At 34.8% G+C, this 16,582-nt stretch carries 9 protein-coding genes; all 9 read right to left on the bottom strand.

The window, feature by feature from the left end:
• Positions 1-123: 123 nt before the first annotated feature.
• Complete coding sequence (locus NQ558_RS05680; protein ID WP_005358763.1) at positions 124-1,029, bottom strand: glycosyl hydrolase family 17 protein; 906 nt, start codon at positions 1,027-1,029, stop codon at positions 124-126.
• A gap of 72 nt (positions 1,030-1,101) precedes the next feature.
• On the bottom strand, positions 1,102-3,798 hold the full coding sequence (locus NQ558_RS05675; RefSeq protein WP_005358764.1) for a GH36-type glycosyl hydrolase domain-containing protein: 2,697 nt from the start codon (positions 3,796-3,798) through the stop codon (positions 1,102-1,104).
• Between the two features lie 198 nt (positions 3,799-3,996).
• Positions 3,997-7,176, bottom strand: coding sequence for a hypothetical protein (locus tag NQ558_RS05670; protein ID WP_005358765.1), 3,180 nt, complete (start codon positions 7,174-7,176; stop codon positions 3,997-3,999).
• A gap of 75 nt (positions 7,177-7,251) precedes the next feature.
• Positions 7,252-8,259, bottom strand: coding sequence for a LacI family DNA-binding transcriptional regulator (locus tag NQ558_RS05665; RefSeq protein ID WP_005358766.1), 1,008 nt, complete (start codon positions 8,257-8,259; stop codon positions 7,252-7,254).
• 192 nt (positions 8,260-8,451) lie between these two features.
• A complete protein-coding gene (locus NQ558_RS05660) occupies positions 8,452-9,807 on the bottom strand; it encodes a family 16 glycosylhydrolase (protein ID WP_005358767.1) in 1,356 nt (451 codons plus the stop codon).
• A gap of 72 nt (positions 9,808-9,879) precedes the next feature.
• The gene (locus tag NQ558_RS05655; RefSeq protein WP_005358768.1) at positions 9,880-10,836 is read right to left on the bottom strand and encodes a carbohydrate ABC transporter permease; all 957 of its coding nucleotides are present in this window, start codon (positions 10,834-10,836) and stop codon (positions 9,880-9,882) included.
• A complete protein-coding gene (locus tag NQ558_RS05650) occupies positions 10,826-11,947 on the bottom strand; it encodes a carbohydrate ABC transporter permease (protein ID WP_005358769.1) in 1,122 nt (373 codons plus the stop codon). The genes NQ558_RS05655 and NQ558_RS05650 overlap by 11 nt, the downstream gene beginning before the upstream one ends.
• Positions 11,947-14,511, bottom strand: a complete 2,565-nt coding sequence (locus tag NQ558_RS05645) for a DUF5696 domain-containing protein (RefSeq protein WP_005358771.1) — start codon at positions 14,509-14,511, stop codon at positions 11,947-11,949. Before NQ558_RS05645 ends, NQ558_RS05650 begins: the two co-directional genes overlap by 1 nt.
• The gene (locus NQ558_RS05640; protein ID WP_005358773.1) at positions 14,495-16,573 is read right to left on the bottom strand and encodes a YIP1 family protein; all 2,079 of its coding nucleotides are present in this window, start codon (positions 16,571-16,573) and stop codon (positions 14,495-14,497) included. The genes NQ558_RS05645 and NQ558_RS05640 overlap by 17 nt, the downstream gene beginning before the upstream one ends.
• Between the last annotated feature and the right edge of the window lie 9 nt (positions 16,574-16,582).

The following is a 16,582-nucleotide window of genomic DNA, read 5'->3' as shown; positions in this document are numbered from 1 at the left end:
ATTTTTGACACTATTTAACCATTGTTTATTTTAAAAACCGTTTTTATTATTTTTCTATATATAAAAGAAAAAAGAGCCTGTTTAAAAGCTCTTTTCTTCATAAAAATATTTCAATTCTATTTTTCACTTTTTCAATACTAGCTTTGGAGTTCTATCTTCGTTTAATATTCCCCAATGTTTTTCTGCTTCATTAGGTCTGTTTCCACCTTTCCAAGGCTCATCGAAAGCTTCAAACATATAAGAAATAATCTGTTCCCTGTCGCTCCATTTCCAAAATTCTTCGTAATACTTCTTCTGATTTTCCTCGTTAGCCTGACCTTCTCTCATCTGTTTAAAGTCTGCACAGTCCGTAGCCCAGCCTACTTCTGAGAATACTATAGGCTTGCCAGGATACCATTCCTTAACTTTTTTGTACCATGTCTTATTTACTTCAAGGGCTTCTTCTACAGTATTACCATTCCACAATGGATACGAGTGAATACTAATTATGTCAAGTTCATCTGCTAGCTGTTTTAAATGCTCCCATTCGTAAACACCTTCATTGAAAGTTACAGGCTTGCCTGTTCCCTCTTTAAGTCTTCTTGCAAAACTTATAAGACGTTCAATTGGAACATTGTTTTCACCCCACTGTGGTGTGTTTTCATTCCCAACTGAAACTGCATTAATTACATCGCTGTTCTCATTTGCTATTCTGATTAATTCATCAATATTTCTATCATTACGTTCTGCACGCTGCTTTAATTCTTCTTCTGAATAATTAGTCTTGTTCCATGGACATCCCGGATTGTTAACTTCTGATATTAAACCGGGTCCTAACATTAATTGCATATCAAAACCACAATCTCTTATAACCTTGCATGTTTCTTCTGCATATCTTATAGGATCGTACATTCTTAAATATTTGAAACCTAATTCATTTAACAATGTTAAATCCTCTTTAATCTGTTCATAAGTAGGATATGTGGCTGTCTTTGGACTTTGTTCCTGCCTATATCCTGAGTAACATATTGCCCTTCCCCATTCAAACATATTTTACCTCTTTCCTTTGTTTGCAAAACTTTATTTTATAATCTAAGGGAGAAAACCTCCCACAGACATTTGTTAATCAAGTATAGCTACTATATTTACAGTATCGTTTAACTTCATTACATCCTCTTTTAATACAGTATCGCAATCGCCATATTTATTACCGTCAATATAGATTTCCTTAACGCTATACTGTCCTACATCAAGTGCCTTGTCATTTTTGTATGTAACTGTAATGTTTTTACCGTTAAACATACATGTTGCTGAAGCTTTACCATTTTCAAACTGTTCTTTTAAAAGCTGTGGTTTTAATTTAAGGGCACCATATTCACCTTTTACACCGTACATTTCATTAAGAACTGTAAGAAGCATCCAGCTTGCCGCACCTGTAAGATAATGATACATTCCACGGCCTCTCTGACTTACATATTCAGGGATTCCCGGATAAATACCACTCTTTGAATAGTTATCGCAATGTTTAAATAAGCTGTTTATAACCTTATATCCTTCTTTTGCATAACCTCTATGATAAAGTGAGTTAGCATACATAGTTGCCATATGTGAGAACACTGCTCCGTTCTCCTTGTGGCCAAAAGCAAAACCAAATAATCTTCCAAGGTCTGTTTTTACTTCCTTAAAATCTGTATTTAATCTGTATCCACCAATGGCTTCATCATAAAGATACTTGTCCGCTGATTTTGCAATTGCTACAACCTGTTCGTCTGTTGCCACGTCAGCCATTACTGTAAATACCTGACCTGTCAACATCATTCTGATACCTGTAGGGAAATCTCCCTCAACAGCATTCCCACTATTATCATAGTAACCGTTAAACCAACCATCTCCATCTTTGTCAGTTGTCCATTCAGTAGTTCTGATATGTTCTCCAATCCAGTCACCCATACTGTCAAGAATACTGCAAAGTTCATCACATCTTACATTAACTTTTTCACCACTGATTGTATGTTTTACTGTTTCGCAATATGCGTCAAGTACCTGTTTCTTTTCATCTATTCTGTCAAATACTGTTTTGTCTACATTTAATAATATAAGTAATTCTTTTGCAAGAAGTACTGTTTCATTGCCTGTCTTTTCTGCATAAGCCTTAATGTCTTTTGCAAGATTCTTAAGGTTTCCGCCATATAAAGCTGTAAATGCAACACTTTCGCCACGCTTAGCTGCCATGTCAAGTCCGTCATTCCAGTCAGCACCACGAAGTCTTATATGATTATGTTCACCAACATCATAGAATGCTGTCAAATGCTGAATTAACATATGTTCAAGAACTGTTCCTGCATATACTTCATTATTTTCTGCAAGCTGTTTGTTGCCCTGTTCGTCGTTCCAAATCATATCTTTTTCTTCGCCACGGCAAACCTGTGGATCTTTAAAATACGAGTTTTCTTCAACTAAAAATTCAACATCACCTGTCTGCTGCATATACAATTCTGTTGTAAGATATGGCCAAGCACCGTGGTCCATCCAAACTCTTGTAATATTATTTCTGTCCGCAATAAATTCTCCCTGCTTAGAACCGATAATTGTGGCATTTGTTCCATCAAATCTTACTCCGCCAAAGTTATCAATAAGCATCTGTCTAACCTGTTCAGGCTCCATAATAAGAAGTGCAAGACAGTCTTGCCAAAGGTCTCTCCATCCACGACCGCCTTTTCCGTAATCATGATGTGGAAGGAATGAACATCCGTAAATTCTTCTAAGCATTGGCTGGAAGTTAACCCAATGCATCCAGTTATCAAAATTCTTGTCTGCTGAATTATAACTTACGTTAATCTTATCCTGCCAGTAATTCTTTGTTTCTTCTAAATATTTATCAAAAACATCTACGTCAATATATTTATTTCCAATACTTTCAAGCTCTTCCTTAGAAGTACCATATTCTAAAGCTATAACATAACTTCTTGATTCTCCCGGCTTTAATTCACAATCATTAAAACGAATAGCTGCAACTGTTTCGTAACCGTCTACTTCCTGTCCCTCTGTATATGGAAGTGGCTTATTCTTTGCAACATAATATGGGTTTTCAAAATTTCCACCCTCACCAATAAACTCCTCTGTTACAGGACAGAAGCTAAATGGTGACTCCATTTTTCCGTTAATCATTTCCTTTGCAAGGGCACCATAGAAAACAGTATTCTTGTTATGTCCTCTTTCATCAAATGTAAGAGTCGGATAAATCATAATACCGTCTTTAATAGTAAACGTTCTGTGAAGTAATGATGTTACATGCCTGTGGTCTCTAATATTTGATGCAGAACGTGCATACATTGGAATTGCAACTGTTGATGTAATCTTCTGTGTTGTATCTGCAGTATTTGTGATTGTTACTTTTGTTAGCTCAACCTTGTCCTGTGTATATGGTACAAAAGTAGTTAATTCTGCTTTTAATCCCATTTCATCGGTCTGTCTTTCAACCTTATGCCACATAATACCTGCTGTAAGCTTTACCTGCTCCTTGTCATCATCAAAAAGCTTAGCCTGCTGCTTAGCAGAACGTCCTGTGGCTGACCAGGCACCTTTTCCATCAACATAAACCCAAAAATTTCTTGTTGACTTGTTATTATGTAAGTTTTCACTGCTAACCGGTTCCAATAAAAATGTATTCTGGTCCAGCTTAATATCTCCACCTAAGTCAGGTGTAATAGCACTCATCATTCCTGCTTCATTAGCCAATGGAAAATACATATAACTTGTAAGATCCGGATTGTCTAATGTAAATGTTCCCCTCTTATCTAAATACTTTAATTCACTCATTTAATTCTCCTAACTTTCCTTTTACTAAATTTAAGTTAAGCCTCTGCTTTAATACAATAATAGCAGATAATATATTCAGTTACAATAAGAAATTGAAACGTTTCAGGTATTTTGTTTTCAGAAGAAAAGCCCTGACTACATAGTAGCCGGGGCTTTTTTTGAAACTGTTTTTAAAAGTTTCCTTTAAAGTTGCAATTTTTATTTAAAATAAACTGTAATATTATTTATTTTACCATCTCTAACTGCTTCAGCCATTTCTCCAACAATCTTGTTTTCTGTTGAAACTGTTTCTCCATTAATTTCAACTCTGTCTACAACTGCTGCGTCGTCGCCAAATGTATTCTTACCTGTTTCATTTACATAAGTAATGTCACAAGATGAAAGTAATCTGAATGTTACCTTTCCTTCATCAAATAACCAGTTTGAAAGCTTTGGTGTAAAGTTAAGAACAAGCTTGCCATCTTCATATGTAAATACTTTTCCCCCCATAAACATTTCAATCCAGATTGAAAGCATTTCTGTTGTTGAACCTGAAAGTCTTGCAACAAATCCTCTACCATGAATGTCCGGATTTGGATTTACGCTTGAAGCTATAAATGACGAATTTTCAAGTGTACTTCTTCCATACATATTTGGATCAAGGAATGGAATAAGTGCTCTTGTAATTGTATCATAGAATTCAGGGCAAATTCCTGCTCTAATCATTGAAAGAATGTACTTATATTCCATATGAAGGAATACGTTTTCTCTTTCCTGCCATCCAGGTGTAAATGCTCTACAACGTCCTGCTTCCATTGAACATCCTTCAATAGATGCTGATGTTTTGTACATTGCTAATTTTTCATCATAAAGACCTGTCTTCTTAACATTGTTGTACATTTCTCTAGCTGTTTCTTCATTTACATTTCCCATCATTCTTGCAGGTCCTTCAAGGAAATATGGAAGAGCAACTGTCTTAAATTCTTTTACAACTGCTTTCTGTAATCCATAATGGCTCATTACAGGATTTCCATTTTCATCAACTACAGGTTCGAAATCAACTGCTTCATGTGTAAAGTATGTTGGAACAAGACCATTTCCCATTTCAACTGCCTTTTCGATACCCTTATCAATCTTAGCTGCAAAAGCGCTGAATACTTCATTGATATAGTCTTTTGAAACTTCTGTTTCTTCACCGCTTAAGTATAACTTAACGCTTTCTCTGTAGTTTTCTCTGATAGTAGCAACTTCATCCCAGTATTCAAAGTCTGAAACCTGTCCGTTGTTGTACTTGTCTAAAACTGCCTTAACATCATCTAAGTATTTTGCAATTTCGGCAGGCATAACAACTGTTTCGCTACCATTAAAGTTATCAGTAATAAACTTGATTAATCTCTTTAATTCAAATGTTTCAGGTGTACCTGAGCCAAATAATCCAGGAAGTCCGTTCATGGCATCATTCCATCCCGGCTTTCCACCTTCCATTTCAACACCCATACCATCCACATCTAACTGTGCGAATTTGCTAAGTGCCAATGTAATCATTTTAACTGCAAGAGTTGTGTTATAAATCTTTTCATCAGGAGTCTTTAACCAGTTAGTCGCCCACTTGTTAAATCCTGGTCTTGCAAGTTTAGCCTCATCTTCAACTTCCATACCATACTGACGAACAGCACCCTTCTTGTTGATTACATATTTTTCTGATCTAGGAACAACATAAGCTACGCTATCATAGAACTTGTATGTATTATCCTTAAATACTAATTCATCTAATTTGTCTGGGAAAATAGATAAGTAGTTATCTACTAAATCCATGTTGTAATCCCAGTGGTCACTCCAGTAGCCTTCAGCAAAACCTGCTTCAATGTTCTGGTCGCAATCATTAAGAATGTTTGCGATAAAGTCACCATCATCTACTTTTAATTCTAACTGAAGTTTTGCAATAGTATTAGAAATCTGTCCCGGTGTAAATTTACCTGCAACAATGTTCTGAATTGCTGTAGCATCACCTGAAATGCTATCAGCTACATATGCCTTAACTTCATCTTCTTTTCCTTCTTTTATATTGAAAAGACTTGGACGAACCTCTAATGGGTTGTATCCGTCAGCCTGAATTAAGCTAAAGAATGTTTTAACATTAAATTCTCCAACGTCCTTATTAAAGAATACGTCATTTCTTCTATTCTGTGAAACATCACGGAAGTTACCATTACCCTGTGAATAATATTCAGCGGCAATTGAGAAGAAGTTGTAATCTCTTTCAGGATCACCGTGTTTACGGCTAAATAAATGTATAATAGACTTGTTTCCATCTTTGTTAAGTACATATGGATAACCACCTCTTAAGAAGTTATCTAAGTAACACTGTTCAATGTATTGGTCAAACTTTCCTGCTGCTGTATGTGTCTTAACATCAGATGTAAAACTGTCTACCAATTCTTCTGCTTCTACAAATTTATTTGCAAGGTAATCCTTTCCACAGAATGTATCAAGTTTTGCATTAATCTGTTCTGTTGAACCTGCAAAGCCCATCATTGTGTCAAAAGCTAATTCCTTGCCTGGTTCAACAACTTCTTTAAATGGAGTAAATCCACATGGAACCTTGTTCGCAAAGCACTGTTCTTTAGAAAGAACACCTTCAATTGAACCATCAATAAAGTTAACAGGTGTCATTAATGATAAATCATATCCAAATACTGTATCTACATCATAGATTACATCCTGTAACTTTCCATCTCTTACTGTTAAATAGTAATATCCACCCTCAACATCAGATACTTCTGCTGAATCCTTTGTTGATGCTCTAAGTGTATAATATGGAACCTTGTTTTCAAGATTTCTAATATCTGCCCAACTCTTAAATAAGTTTGACATTTCTTTAAACTCGCCGTTAGCGATACCATATGTAATAATTTTTGGAAGGCCGTCAATTACCTGAACTTCTTTAGCACTGTCTCCAATGTTCTTTACAGATACCTGTCTTACAAGTGCTCCTATGCTTTCATTTGGTAAAACATAGTAATTAACTGTAACTTCTATTCCATACTTTTCGTTTGTTTCAATTATCTTAAAACTGTTCTTATTCATTCTCATCTGACGTTTTGCTTCTTTTTCATAAGTGAAAAATGGCTCATAATATTCTCCGTCAATTTTTAAGAATGTTCTAAAACCTTTTACCTGAGTATTTTCAAATGCTGTGTTAGCTGAATTAAATTCCATAATGGCATTACCCTTATTGTCAATACCAAAACTGTTCATTCCCTGACCTCTGTTAGTGTAGAATGTCCAAAGTGGAATTCCCTTAACTCCTGCAAGACCTGGTAAAAAACTGGAAAAAGCCGGCTTTCTGTCATAATCATCTATAACAAAAGTCTGTCCTTCAAGTCTATAACTTTCCATTATATTCCTCCTTTAGTTGTACAACTGCGTTACCAACTGAATAATTTTAACCTTTTTTATTATTAATATTTATTATTATTTGCGTTCCTTATGCTTTCCACATGAGCTTCTGTAAACCATTGTTGGTGACAACTTAGTTACTGTACCACTTTTGTCTCCCTCACTGTTTAACAATCTGAATAACTCATTTGCACTGGCACTACCCATTTCGACAATTGGACTGTGAACTGTTGTAAGTGGGACTCCATAATACGCACTTAAAGTACTATCATCATATCCGATAACACTTACATCTTCAGGAACCTTAATTCCAACGTCCTGTAATGCCTGAATACATCCCCATGCCATTTCATCATTGGCACAAAACATAGCATCAGGAAGTTTGATTCCACTTGATAACATTGAACGCATTTCACTATATGCTAATGCTTCTTCGTAATATCCTCTTAAAATTATGTCTTCATCAATTGGAAGATTATTTTTTTCCATCATTTCCTTATATCCCTGGAAACGGTGCTTATCATCTCCTGTTTCATTTCCGTGAATATATCCGATTCGCTTATGACCAAGTTTGATTAAATGGTCAACTGCCATTGTTGCCCCAAGCTTATCATCAACTAATACACCTGAAATGTTTTTGTCTTTACTATCTCTGTCAATAAATACCATTGGAATATTGACTGTTGCGATTCTTTTTACATAATCACCTGTCAAATCTTCATGATAAATAATGGCTCCTGCTACACCTGATGCAATAATCATTCTATAAATTTCATCCGGTGAATTATCATTGCTTACGTAAATATTAAGCATATAATTATTTAATTTACACTGTAAATGAATCGCCTGTGTTAATACGTTATAGAAATCACCCTGTAAACTTGTTACAAAAAGTCCTATAGTATTTTTTCTATTAGATTTTAATAATTTGGCATTCATGTTAGGTATATAATGCAGTTTTTCAACAGCTTCTAAAACTTTCTGCTTTGTTTCTTCACTAACAATGTCACCATTGTTAAATACATTTGATACTGTTGAAATTGCTACACCTGCTTCTCGTGCAACATCTTTAATTGTAACCATACAATATTCCTCCCTAGTTGCTTAACCCTTTTTCAATCTTGTTTAAATTCTATTCTCAAATCAATTTCTGATTTGAAATTTTTTTCAATTTTCCTTCAAATTTCTGCTAAACGTTTCAAGCATTTAGTATTTTTAGGCAGGTCACCCAACAGGATGACCTGCCTGATTTTTTCTATCCTTCTTATTAGATTTCTACTGGTAAACTCTTACATAATCAACATAGTAGTAATCTTCCCATGTTGTAACACCGTTTACAGTTCCCTTGTTTGTCCATCCATCTGTTGAAACCTCACCTGCAGCATTTCCACCTACTGCACAGTTTAAAATAAAGAAGAATGGATGATCAAATGCCCAACACTGATCATAAATGCTTGCGTCGTACATTGATGGATCATATAATCCCTTGTTTACTCCGTCAACTGTAAACTGAATATATTTGTCTGTCCAGATAATTCCATAAGTATGATATGTCTCAGCACTCTTAGCCTGTGTTAAACCTGTTGCATAGTTTTTATTACCATGTGACCATGACTGGTTGTTGAATCTTTCGCAATGGATAGTCTGTGGAACTCCACCTGACATAGCTTCCATAATGTCGATTTCGCCATCATATGGCCAACCTCTCTGGTCACCTGTACCATCGCCTAACATCCAACCTGCTGACCATGTTCCTTTTCCACCAGCTGCCTTAGCTCTGATTTCCATCTTACCATACTTAAATGTTTTCTTATTCTTTGTAATAATTCTTGTTGAAGTTACCTTTGATGGAGCGTTGTTACCATTCTTCCATTCCATTCTTGGAATGATAACAAGATTACCGTTTTCTACTTTAGCGTTATCTCCTGCTGTGTAAGTCTGCCATTCCTGATTACCCCAACCGCCATCGCCTGTACCTGTCTCATAAGTCCAGTTATTCATGTCAAGTGATGAACCATTAAATTCATCAGACCATACTAATTTCCAAACCTTAACTGATACAGCCTTTGAATATTTCTTTGAAGTAATTGTTTTCTTTCCTGATTTTCCAAAAGCCTTAACTTTGAAATATGTTGTTCCTGATGCAAGATTCTTAATTGTTGCTGAAGTCTTCTTTGCACCCTTTACTGTTGCTACTTTCTTAAATCCGCTGTTAGCGTTTGTTGATTTGTATACATAGTATCCTTTTACGCCTTTTACCTTTTTCCAAGTAACCTTTGCTGTTGTTCCTGATAAAGTAGCTGCTTTAATTGTTACATTTTTAGGTACTACTGTAACTTTAGAATTCTTTGAACTGCTTCCTACTGTGATTTTGATTTTACATGTACCAATGCCTTTTGCTTTTACAACACCTTTCCTGTTAACAGTTGCAACTTTTTTGTTGCTTGTTTTAAATTTAGCACCCTTCTGCTTTAAGTAAATCTTTTCAGACTTACCAACTGTTAAAGTAATCTTCTTTCCTGAGTAAATTGTAACAGCTGCATTTGCATCTGTACTCGGCGTAATAGTTACAAGAGTAACAACCATAGCCACAACAAGAAAAGCTGAAACTAATTTCTTAAATTCTTTCATTGTTTCCTCCTTTTTTAATAAACATCACGTTCTTTATATATTGGAACCTGCAATGCAGGTCCCACAATTTTTTTATTCTCCGGTAATACCTGTATTTTCAATACCCTGAATGAACTGTTTCTGTACTACCATGTACAATGCCAACAATGGAGCAATTGAAATAAGTGTTGCTGCCATTCGGTTTGCTTCGTTTATTACGTTACCTGTAGCCCCTGTTGAACCATTATCGAATAATGCAAGTTTTGCAGGTACAAGAGTTAATGCATCACCAAGCATTGTGTTTGTTGTATATGTTTCATTCCAGTTAAATACGAATGAAAACAGGAATACAACAAGTATTGTTGAAATTGATAATCTAACTGCAATATGATAGAAAACTCTAAATGAACCGGCACCGTCAATCATGGCTGCTTCATCTAATGACTTAGGTATCATATTAAAGAAGTTAAACGCAATCAAAATTAACATTGTTGAATATGTTCCCTGTCCTAATAATGACATTAGGAACTGTGGAATAATTGTTCCAATAACCTTAAATCCTACAATAGATTCAATTTCCGTAAATACCATAATTCTTGGGATTGTAAGAAGTGGTATTGGTAAAATAAATGCTAAGATTAACATTATGTACCAGAAATTACGTCCCTTAAATGAATATCTTGATAATGCAAAACCTGTTGTAAGTGATACTGCTGTCTGAGCTAATGCCAACAATGCTGAAAACCAGATTGAGTTAAACAATGAGCCAGGCATTTCAAGAGTTTTTATTGCGTTTTTAAAGTTACTAAGTGTAGCATGCTTTGCAATCCATGTTACAGAAGGATCAATTAAGTCTTTAGAAGTCATAATTGCCTTTGAAATCATCTCAAATATTGGCTGTAAAAATACGAATCCAATACAGATAAGCAAAAAGTAAATTGCCACTTTTGCAATAATATTTACTGCCTTTAATCTCTTTAATTTGGCAAAGTTGATTTTCTTTACTGCTGACAAATCAATTTTCTTTGCACTGCTATCTTTATTTGCCATATAACTTTGCCTCCTTCTTCTGATGTCTTGCCTGTGAAGCTAATCTCTTCTTCTGCTGCTTTTCCAGCTTCTTTAATTTCTTTTCCTGCTTCTGTCTTGCCTTAATGTCCTTAGGTTTTCTATCCCTGAATATGAGGAATACAATTCCTATCATTACAAGAGCTAACAGGCTGTAAATCCATGCGTATGTAGCTGCGAAACCAAGTCCTGAACTTGTTTCACCTGTCTTTTCTTCGATTAACTTGTATACAGGGTTAATTGAATCATACATACCTAACTGAATTACTGTAAATACTGTGATAATTAATCCAACCTGCTTAATCATTGGAATTGTTATCTTCCACATAATCTGCCATGCATTGGCTGAATCAATCTTTGCTGCTTCATAAATACTTGGGTTAATCTTTTGTAAACCATTGATAAATAATACAATTGGGATACCTGTAAACCAAAGTATAATTGAAAGCTGATCAAATATTCCTGCAAGTCCATTTGCTAATGCAGGTGAGTAACTGTCAATAATCTGCATTATGAAAATATTTGAATAAGCGTTAGTCTGCTGTGTTACTGCCGCAATTTTTTCTGCTGCCTGATCTCCTGCATTCTGTACAGTTAATAACTGTGACATTACAGGACCTGACATGATAATAACCGGCAGGAAGTAGATAGTTCTTAAAATTCCTTTACCTACATTAATCTTGCAAAGTAAGTAAGCAATAATGAATGATAAAACTACTACTATAAATGTGTAAGGTATAATCATCTTAATGTATGAAAGTAATGCAGGTAAGAATTCCTGGTTACCAACAAATGCATTAATGTAATTGCTTAAACCTATAAACTCAATCTTGTAACCCCAGTTAGTTGAAGCTACAGATGTAAAGCTTAAATAAATTGTAAATACGAACGGGAACAATGTAAAAGCACAAAAACCTAAAATCCAAGGTGCCATAAACATGTAACCTGATCTATTCTGTCTCTGCTGATAAGTTCTCATTTTTTTCTTTTTAGGTGCTTTTGTTTCCTTTTTCTTTGTAGTATTGGAAGTTTTTGCTGTTTCTACTTTTTCTTCTTTAACTTCTTCTGAAGTTACTTTTGTATTTTCAGCCATTACTTAACACCTCCTTCTACTACTGCTGCGCTGTTTGCTGCAACGCTTGTACCATTAACCTGAATTTCATCAGATGTATAGTTTATAATAATTGTCTTCACATCTCCATCCTTTGAATACTGGTTTGCAATTATACCACCATCTGTTTCATTACCATTAGCATCTTTTGATGCTGAAGTTAATTCTTTTCCATCCCAGCTATAAACTGTTCTGCTATCCCAGTTATAATTAATAACCTGTGACAATGGTGTATTAACTGTATTGTAAATAGTATTTACTAATTCCTCATACTGTCCAAACTCTGTTGAATAGTAATCTGATGAAGTTGTTGAACCTAATAAGTATGATGGTTTCTGTGTTAAGACAAATGATGGTGAAATGTTGTAATCAATCATTCTTAACATATCTGTCTGTGCATAGAATGAGAAGTTAGCATATGGTGCATAAACTTCCATTGTTCCATTAAGTACCATCTGTAAGAAAGGAACTGTATCTGTTTCATATACATACTGTGATGTTCCTACAGGTGACTGTAAGTAACGGTCTGTATATTTCCATAAGTACTTGTTAGGATTTACAAGGTTTGTCTTTGTTCCGTTCTTCTGAATCTTTGAAATAGCATCCTGATAAAGTTTTACAGTATTCTGAACTGTTGTCTTATTGTCATCACTCTTATAATGGCTTAAAAGAATGTTTGATGCTCCGTCAATTGTAAATGAACCGCTTAAGTCTCCTAAATCTTCATACAAATCTGTAATCCACTGTGCTGTCTTAGCAGGTGTTGCATATCCGTATTCTGTAACAGGAACGTTCTTTGGAAGAACTTGTGACTTATCTACTGAGAGATACTGTGAGTTAATATGCTTTGCTGCAGTTCCATAATAATTAACCATTGTTTCGTTTATTGATGAGAACTCTCTTGAAAATGAAATATCAATTCCCTTTTTAGCGAATTCTGACATTAAACTCTTAAATTCATTCTTCTTTCCAACTGAACTTGAGAACTTAGTGCTGTTAGGTTTTGATAATGTTTCTCCACCTCTCTGCCATCCTATAAGTCCTGTGCTAATATTTTCAATACCATCTTTGTTAAGCTGGTTTAAAATATTCTTAACATCTGATGCTGAAGTAACTTCAACTTCCTGTGTTGAGAATACACCTTTCTTTGAATCTGACATAAGGAAGTCAATTCTAATAGGAATGTTCTTTTCATCAACTGACTTTTCAGTTAAAATTCCTTCATCAATTAAATGCTGTCTGTATGCCTTAGCCATACCTGTGTAATCAGCTTTGTAACCATTACTGCCGTCACCCTCTAAAAACTGATATGTTAAGTCAATATCAAACTTATTAGGTTTATCCTGTACTTTACGATATGAATCACCTGCCTGGTTTATAACCTGGAAGTATTCAGCGTTGTACTGGAATGATGCATATGCATATGTGTAAGCAATTTCTCCATCAGTTGTTGATGCAGGAGCTGCATTAATTGACATATACTCATCACCCTGATCTGCATAAGCTACAAATGCTGCCTGTGTACCATCACCATGTGAAATACCAAATACCGGCATTGTTGGATTCTTAAGTGGTACAACATCATCTAATGATGAATAGTAGTTAGATTCTGTTGATGGATCTGTTCCATAAACCTTACTATTGTATTCACTAAACTTTGTCTTGTTTTCATTAAATCTGATTAAGCTTCCGCTTCCGTCTGGAACTAAAACATAACCAGGTGTAAGTTCTTTCACTTCTGTCTTAACAAAATCATCTGCATCTTTATCATAGTATTTAAGAATACCACCGCTTGTTCCTAAGAAAGGAGCAATTTCGATACATTTAATCTTGCTAATACAACCTGTAATTTCTTCATAAGGAACTTTAAAGTTAACCTTTCCATTTTCGCCTAAAGTCATATGAACTTTAACGCCTAATTCTTCATCATCAATGTTAAACTTACAATCCAAAACCCATTCGTTTTCACTGCTTCCCTTAGTAAGCTGTGATTCGCCCTGGCTCTTCTTTTCCGGTGCTGATGATGCTCTCTGTGTTGTCATTGAATCTCCTGAGCCTTCAAAATATTCAACTGTTACAAGAGAATTGGCAAAGGCTGTATACTGGCTACTGTTAAATGATGAATCAACACAGTTTGCCATTTCTTTTACTTCTGCTATTGTCATATTCTTTTCTTTAGCATAGTCTTTAAGTTCTGTATTATCACCGCTTTCCTTAGCATCTGTAATAATATCTCTTGCTTCCCATGCTTCATTTAAGAAAGGAACGTCTACGCCTGTTTTCCAAACATATCCTGTTTTTGTATTTTCGATTGCTAAGATATCTCTGTCTTCATAGAAAAGATATTTGTAATCTCCTATTGTGCATAATTCTTCGTAAGCATTTGAATACTTTAATGAAGATTTTGCAACATCAGGTACAGGTCTTGTATCTCTGTTAGTGTTAATGAATGCAGCGCCAACTGCTACACAAAGTGAAAGGACACATAAGAGACATACAATGATTGCTGTTGCTTTAAATTTATTCTTTTTAGCTGCCTGTAACATTTCTTATTATCTCCTTTCCTACTGTGATTAAGAAGTCGTATAACTGTTCCCACATAATAATTACTACAAGAACAACTATAGCCGCAATTAACATAAATACTGCTGTAATAATAAGGCTGACTACTGTCTGTTTAAAGTCATAGTCATGAACTGTTGAAAGTCCTTCAAATATTACTGCGATACTCCAAATACCACCGATCATCATAATAACTGTCAAGATAAATGATTCGTTATATGTTAATTGGTATGACATAATTGTTGTAACAATCATGCAAATCATTAATGGCATAATACCATATGCAGGAATCATATATACCTGCTTTAATGTTCCGTCACCATCTGTAATTGATGTAACAAGGAAGTTACATACGATGAAGAGAATTAAGATAGCAAAGAAACCAACTACTACGGCTCCCATATCCATATCTTCAACGCTTGTATACTGATAAATAAATCCTTTTCCTGTCTGATAAATCATATATACTGCAAAGAATGCTACATAAATAATTGTTGCTGCAATCATTGAACCGTTCTTTCCAACTCTTATATCATAATATCTGTCAATTGGATGTTTAGCACACTTAAATGCATAACCGATTTCTCCAATTACAGGAAGTTCTTTTAGTTTAGTTCCAAACTGTTTTCTCTTAGTTCTTAAAACTTTCTTCTTATCAACAAGTTTAATAACTATACTCAAAACAATTAAGATAATTACAACTGTTAATACAGCTCCCAGGTCCTTCTGGATGCCTTTATTTCTAACTTCCCAGAAAGCATCTGAATAACCACTTCTGTTTCCGGCAATTTCAAAATGTTCCATTGCCTTATCATATTCTTCATCATTATAATAAGCTTTTGCAACACCGTTATGTGCCAAAACTGACATCTGGTTTAATCTTAATACGTAATTCCAATCTTTAAGAGCATCTGTGTAATCACCGTTTTCATATTCCTGTAATGCTTTATAAATTGTTGTTGCGTATTCTGTTGGTGTAAACGACTGGATAAATCCCTTCTTACCATCTGCTGTCCAAATGTTTCCATTGTTATCAACAGCAATTGTTGTAAGTGATGAGAACAAACCTGACACGTCATTGTTACCTGCCTTTTCACCAAGGCTGAAAATCAACTCTCCGTCTCTTGTATATACATATATATATCCCTTTGAGTCAGATGCATAAATAATTCCATTTGAATCTGCTGTTACATCTGTAAATGCACCCGATGAAGCAATAACATTTTTAAATAAGTTTGTTCCATTTGTACTATGTTTCTTTAAAAGGTCCGTTCCCTTACCCATACATGTTGAATAAGCTGTTCCTTCTGCATCAACAAAAACGTTTGAGAATGTTGATGGTAAAGTATTTAACAAAGTTGAGTTTTTCTCCTGTTCCTTTGTATAAATAATTTTAAGGAAAACCTGCTGTGGTGTAAGTTTAGATTTATTTGATGCGAAATATCCTAAAAAATCACCTGAGTTAGCAAGCTGAATAATACCTGCGTAAACACCTTCTGAAACTATGTAAAGATTGTTACCACTATCAACTGCTACCTTACTTGGTTCGTAGTTTGTATCTGCGAAGATTGGTGCTGTTGGTCTGTCATAACGTCTTACAAATTCATATTTTGTCTCGTTAACTTTCTTGAATCTGAATACTGTCTTAGCTCCTGTATCAGCTATATAAACTTCACCACTTTTTGTAAGAAAAATTCCCTTAGGTGAGTTAAAACCTTCAAAATCTTTTGAGCCAACAGTATCTTTATCAATCTGAGTTACTACTTTTTCATCATCCAAATTATAAACGAGAACTCTTGCATTACCTGTGTCAACGATATATGCATTATTTTCATCATCTATAATCATATCTTCCGGATCGGATAATCCGAGGTTTGTTATAGTTCTGTCTGGTAAGTAAGCATCCTGTGTTCTAACTAACTCCCCTTCGTCATCAAGTGTATATGAATAACTTGTTGCCTGAGAAGCTGCTACAGGAAGAACAGACATCACTACAAATATCAGTGCCAGGAACAGCACTAATGATTTTTTCAATAATTTTTTCATGTGCCCTTC

Origin of the sequence: Eubacterium ventriosum (assembly GCF_025150745.1) — a bacterium.
GTDB classification, from domain to species: Bacteria; Bacillota; Clostridia; order Lachnospirales; family Lachnospiraceae; genus Eubacterium_G; species Eubacterium_G ventriosum.
The sequence above is the reverse complement of the archived record's forward strand: the minus strand, read 5'-3'. Positions and strand labels throughout refer to the sequence as shown.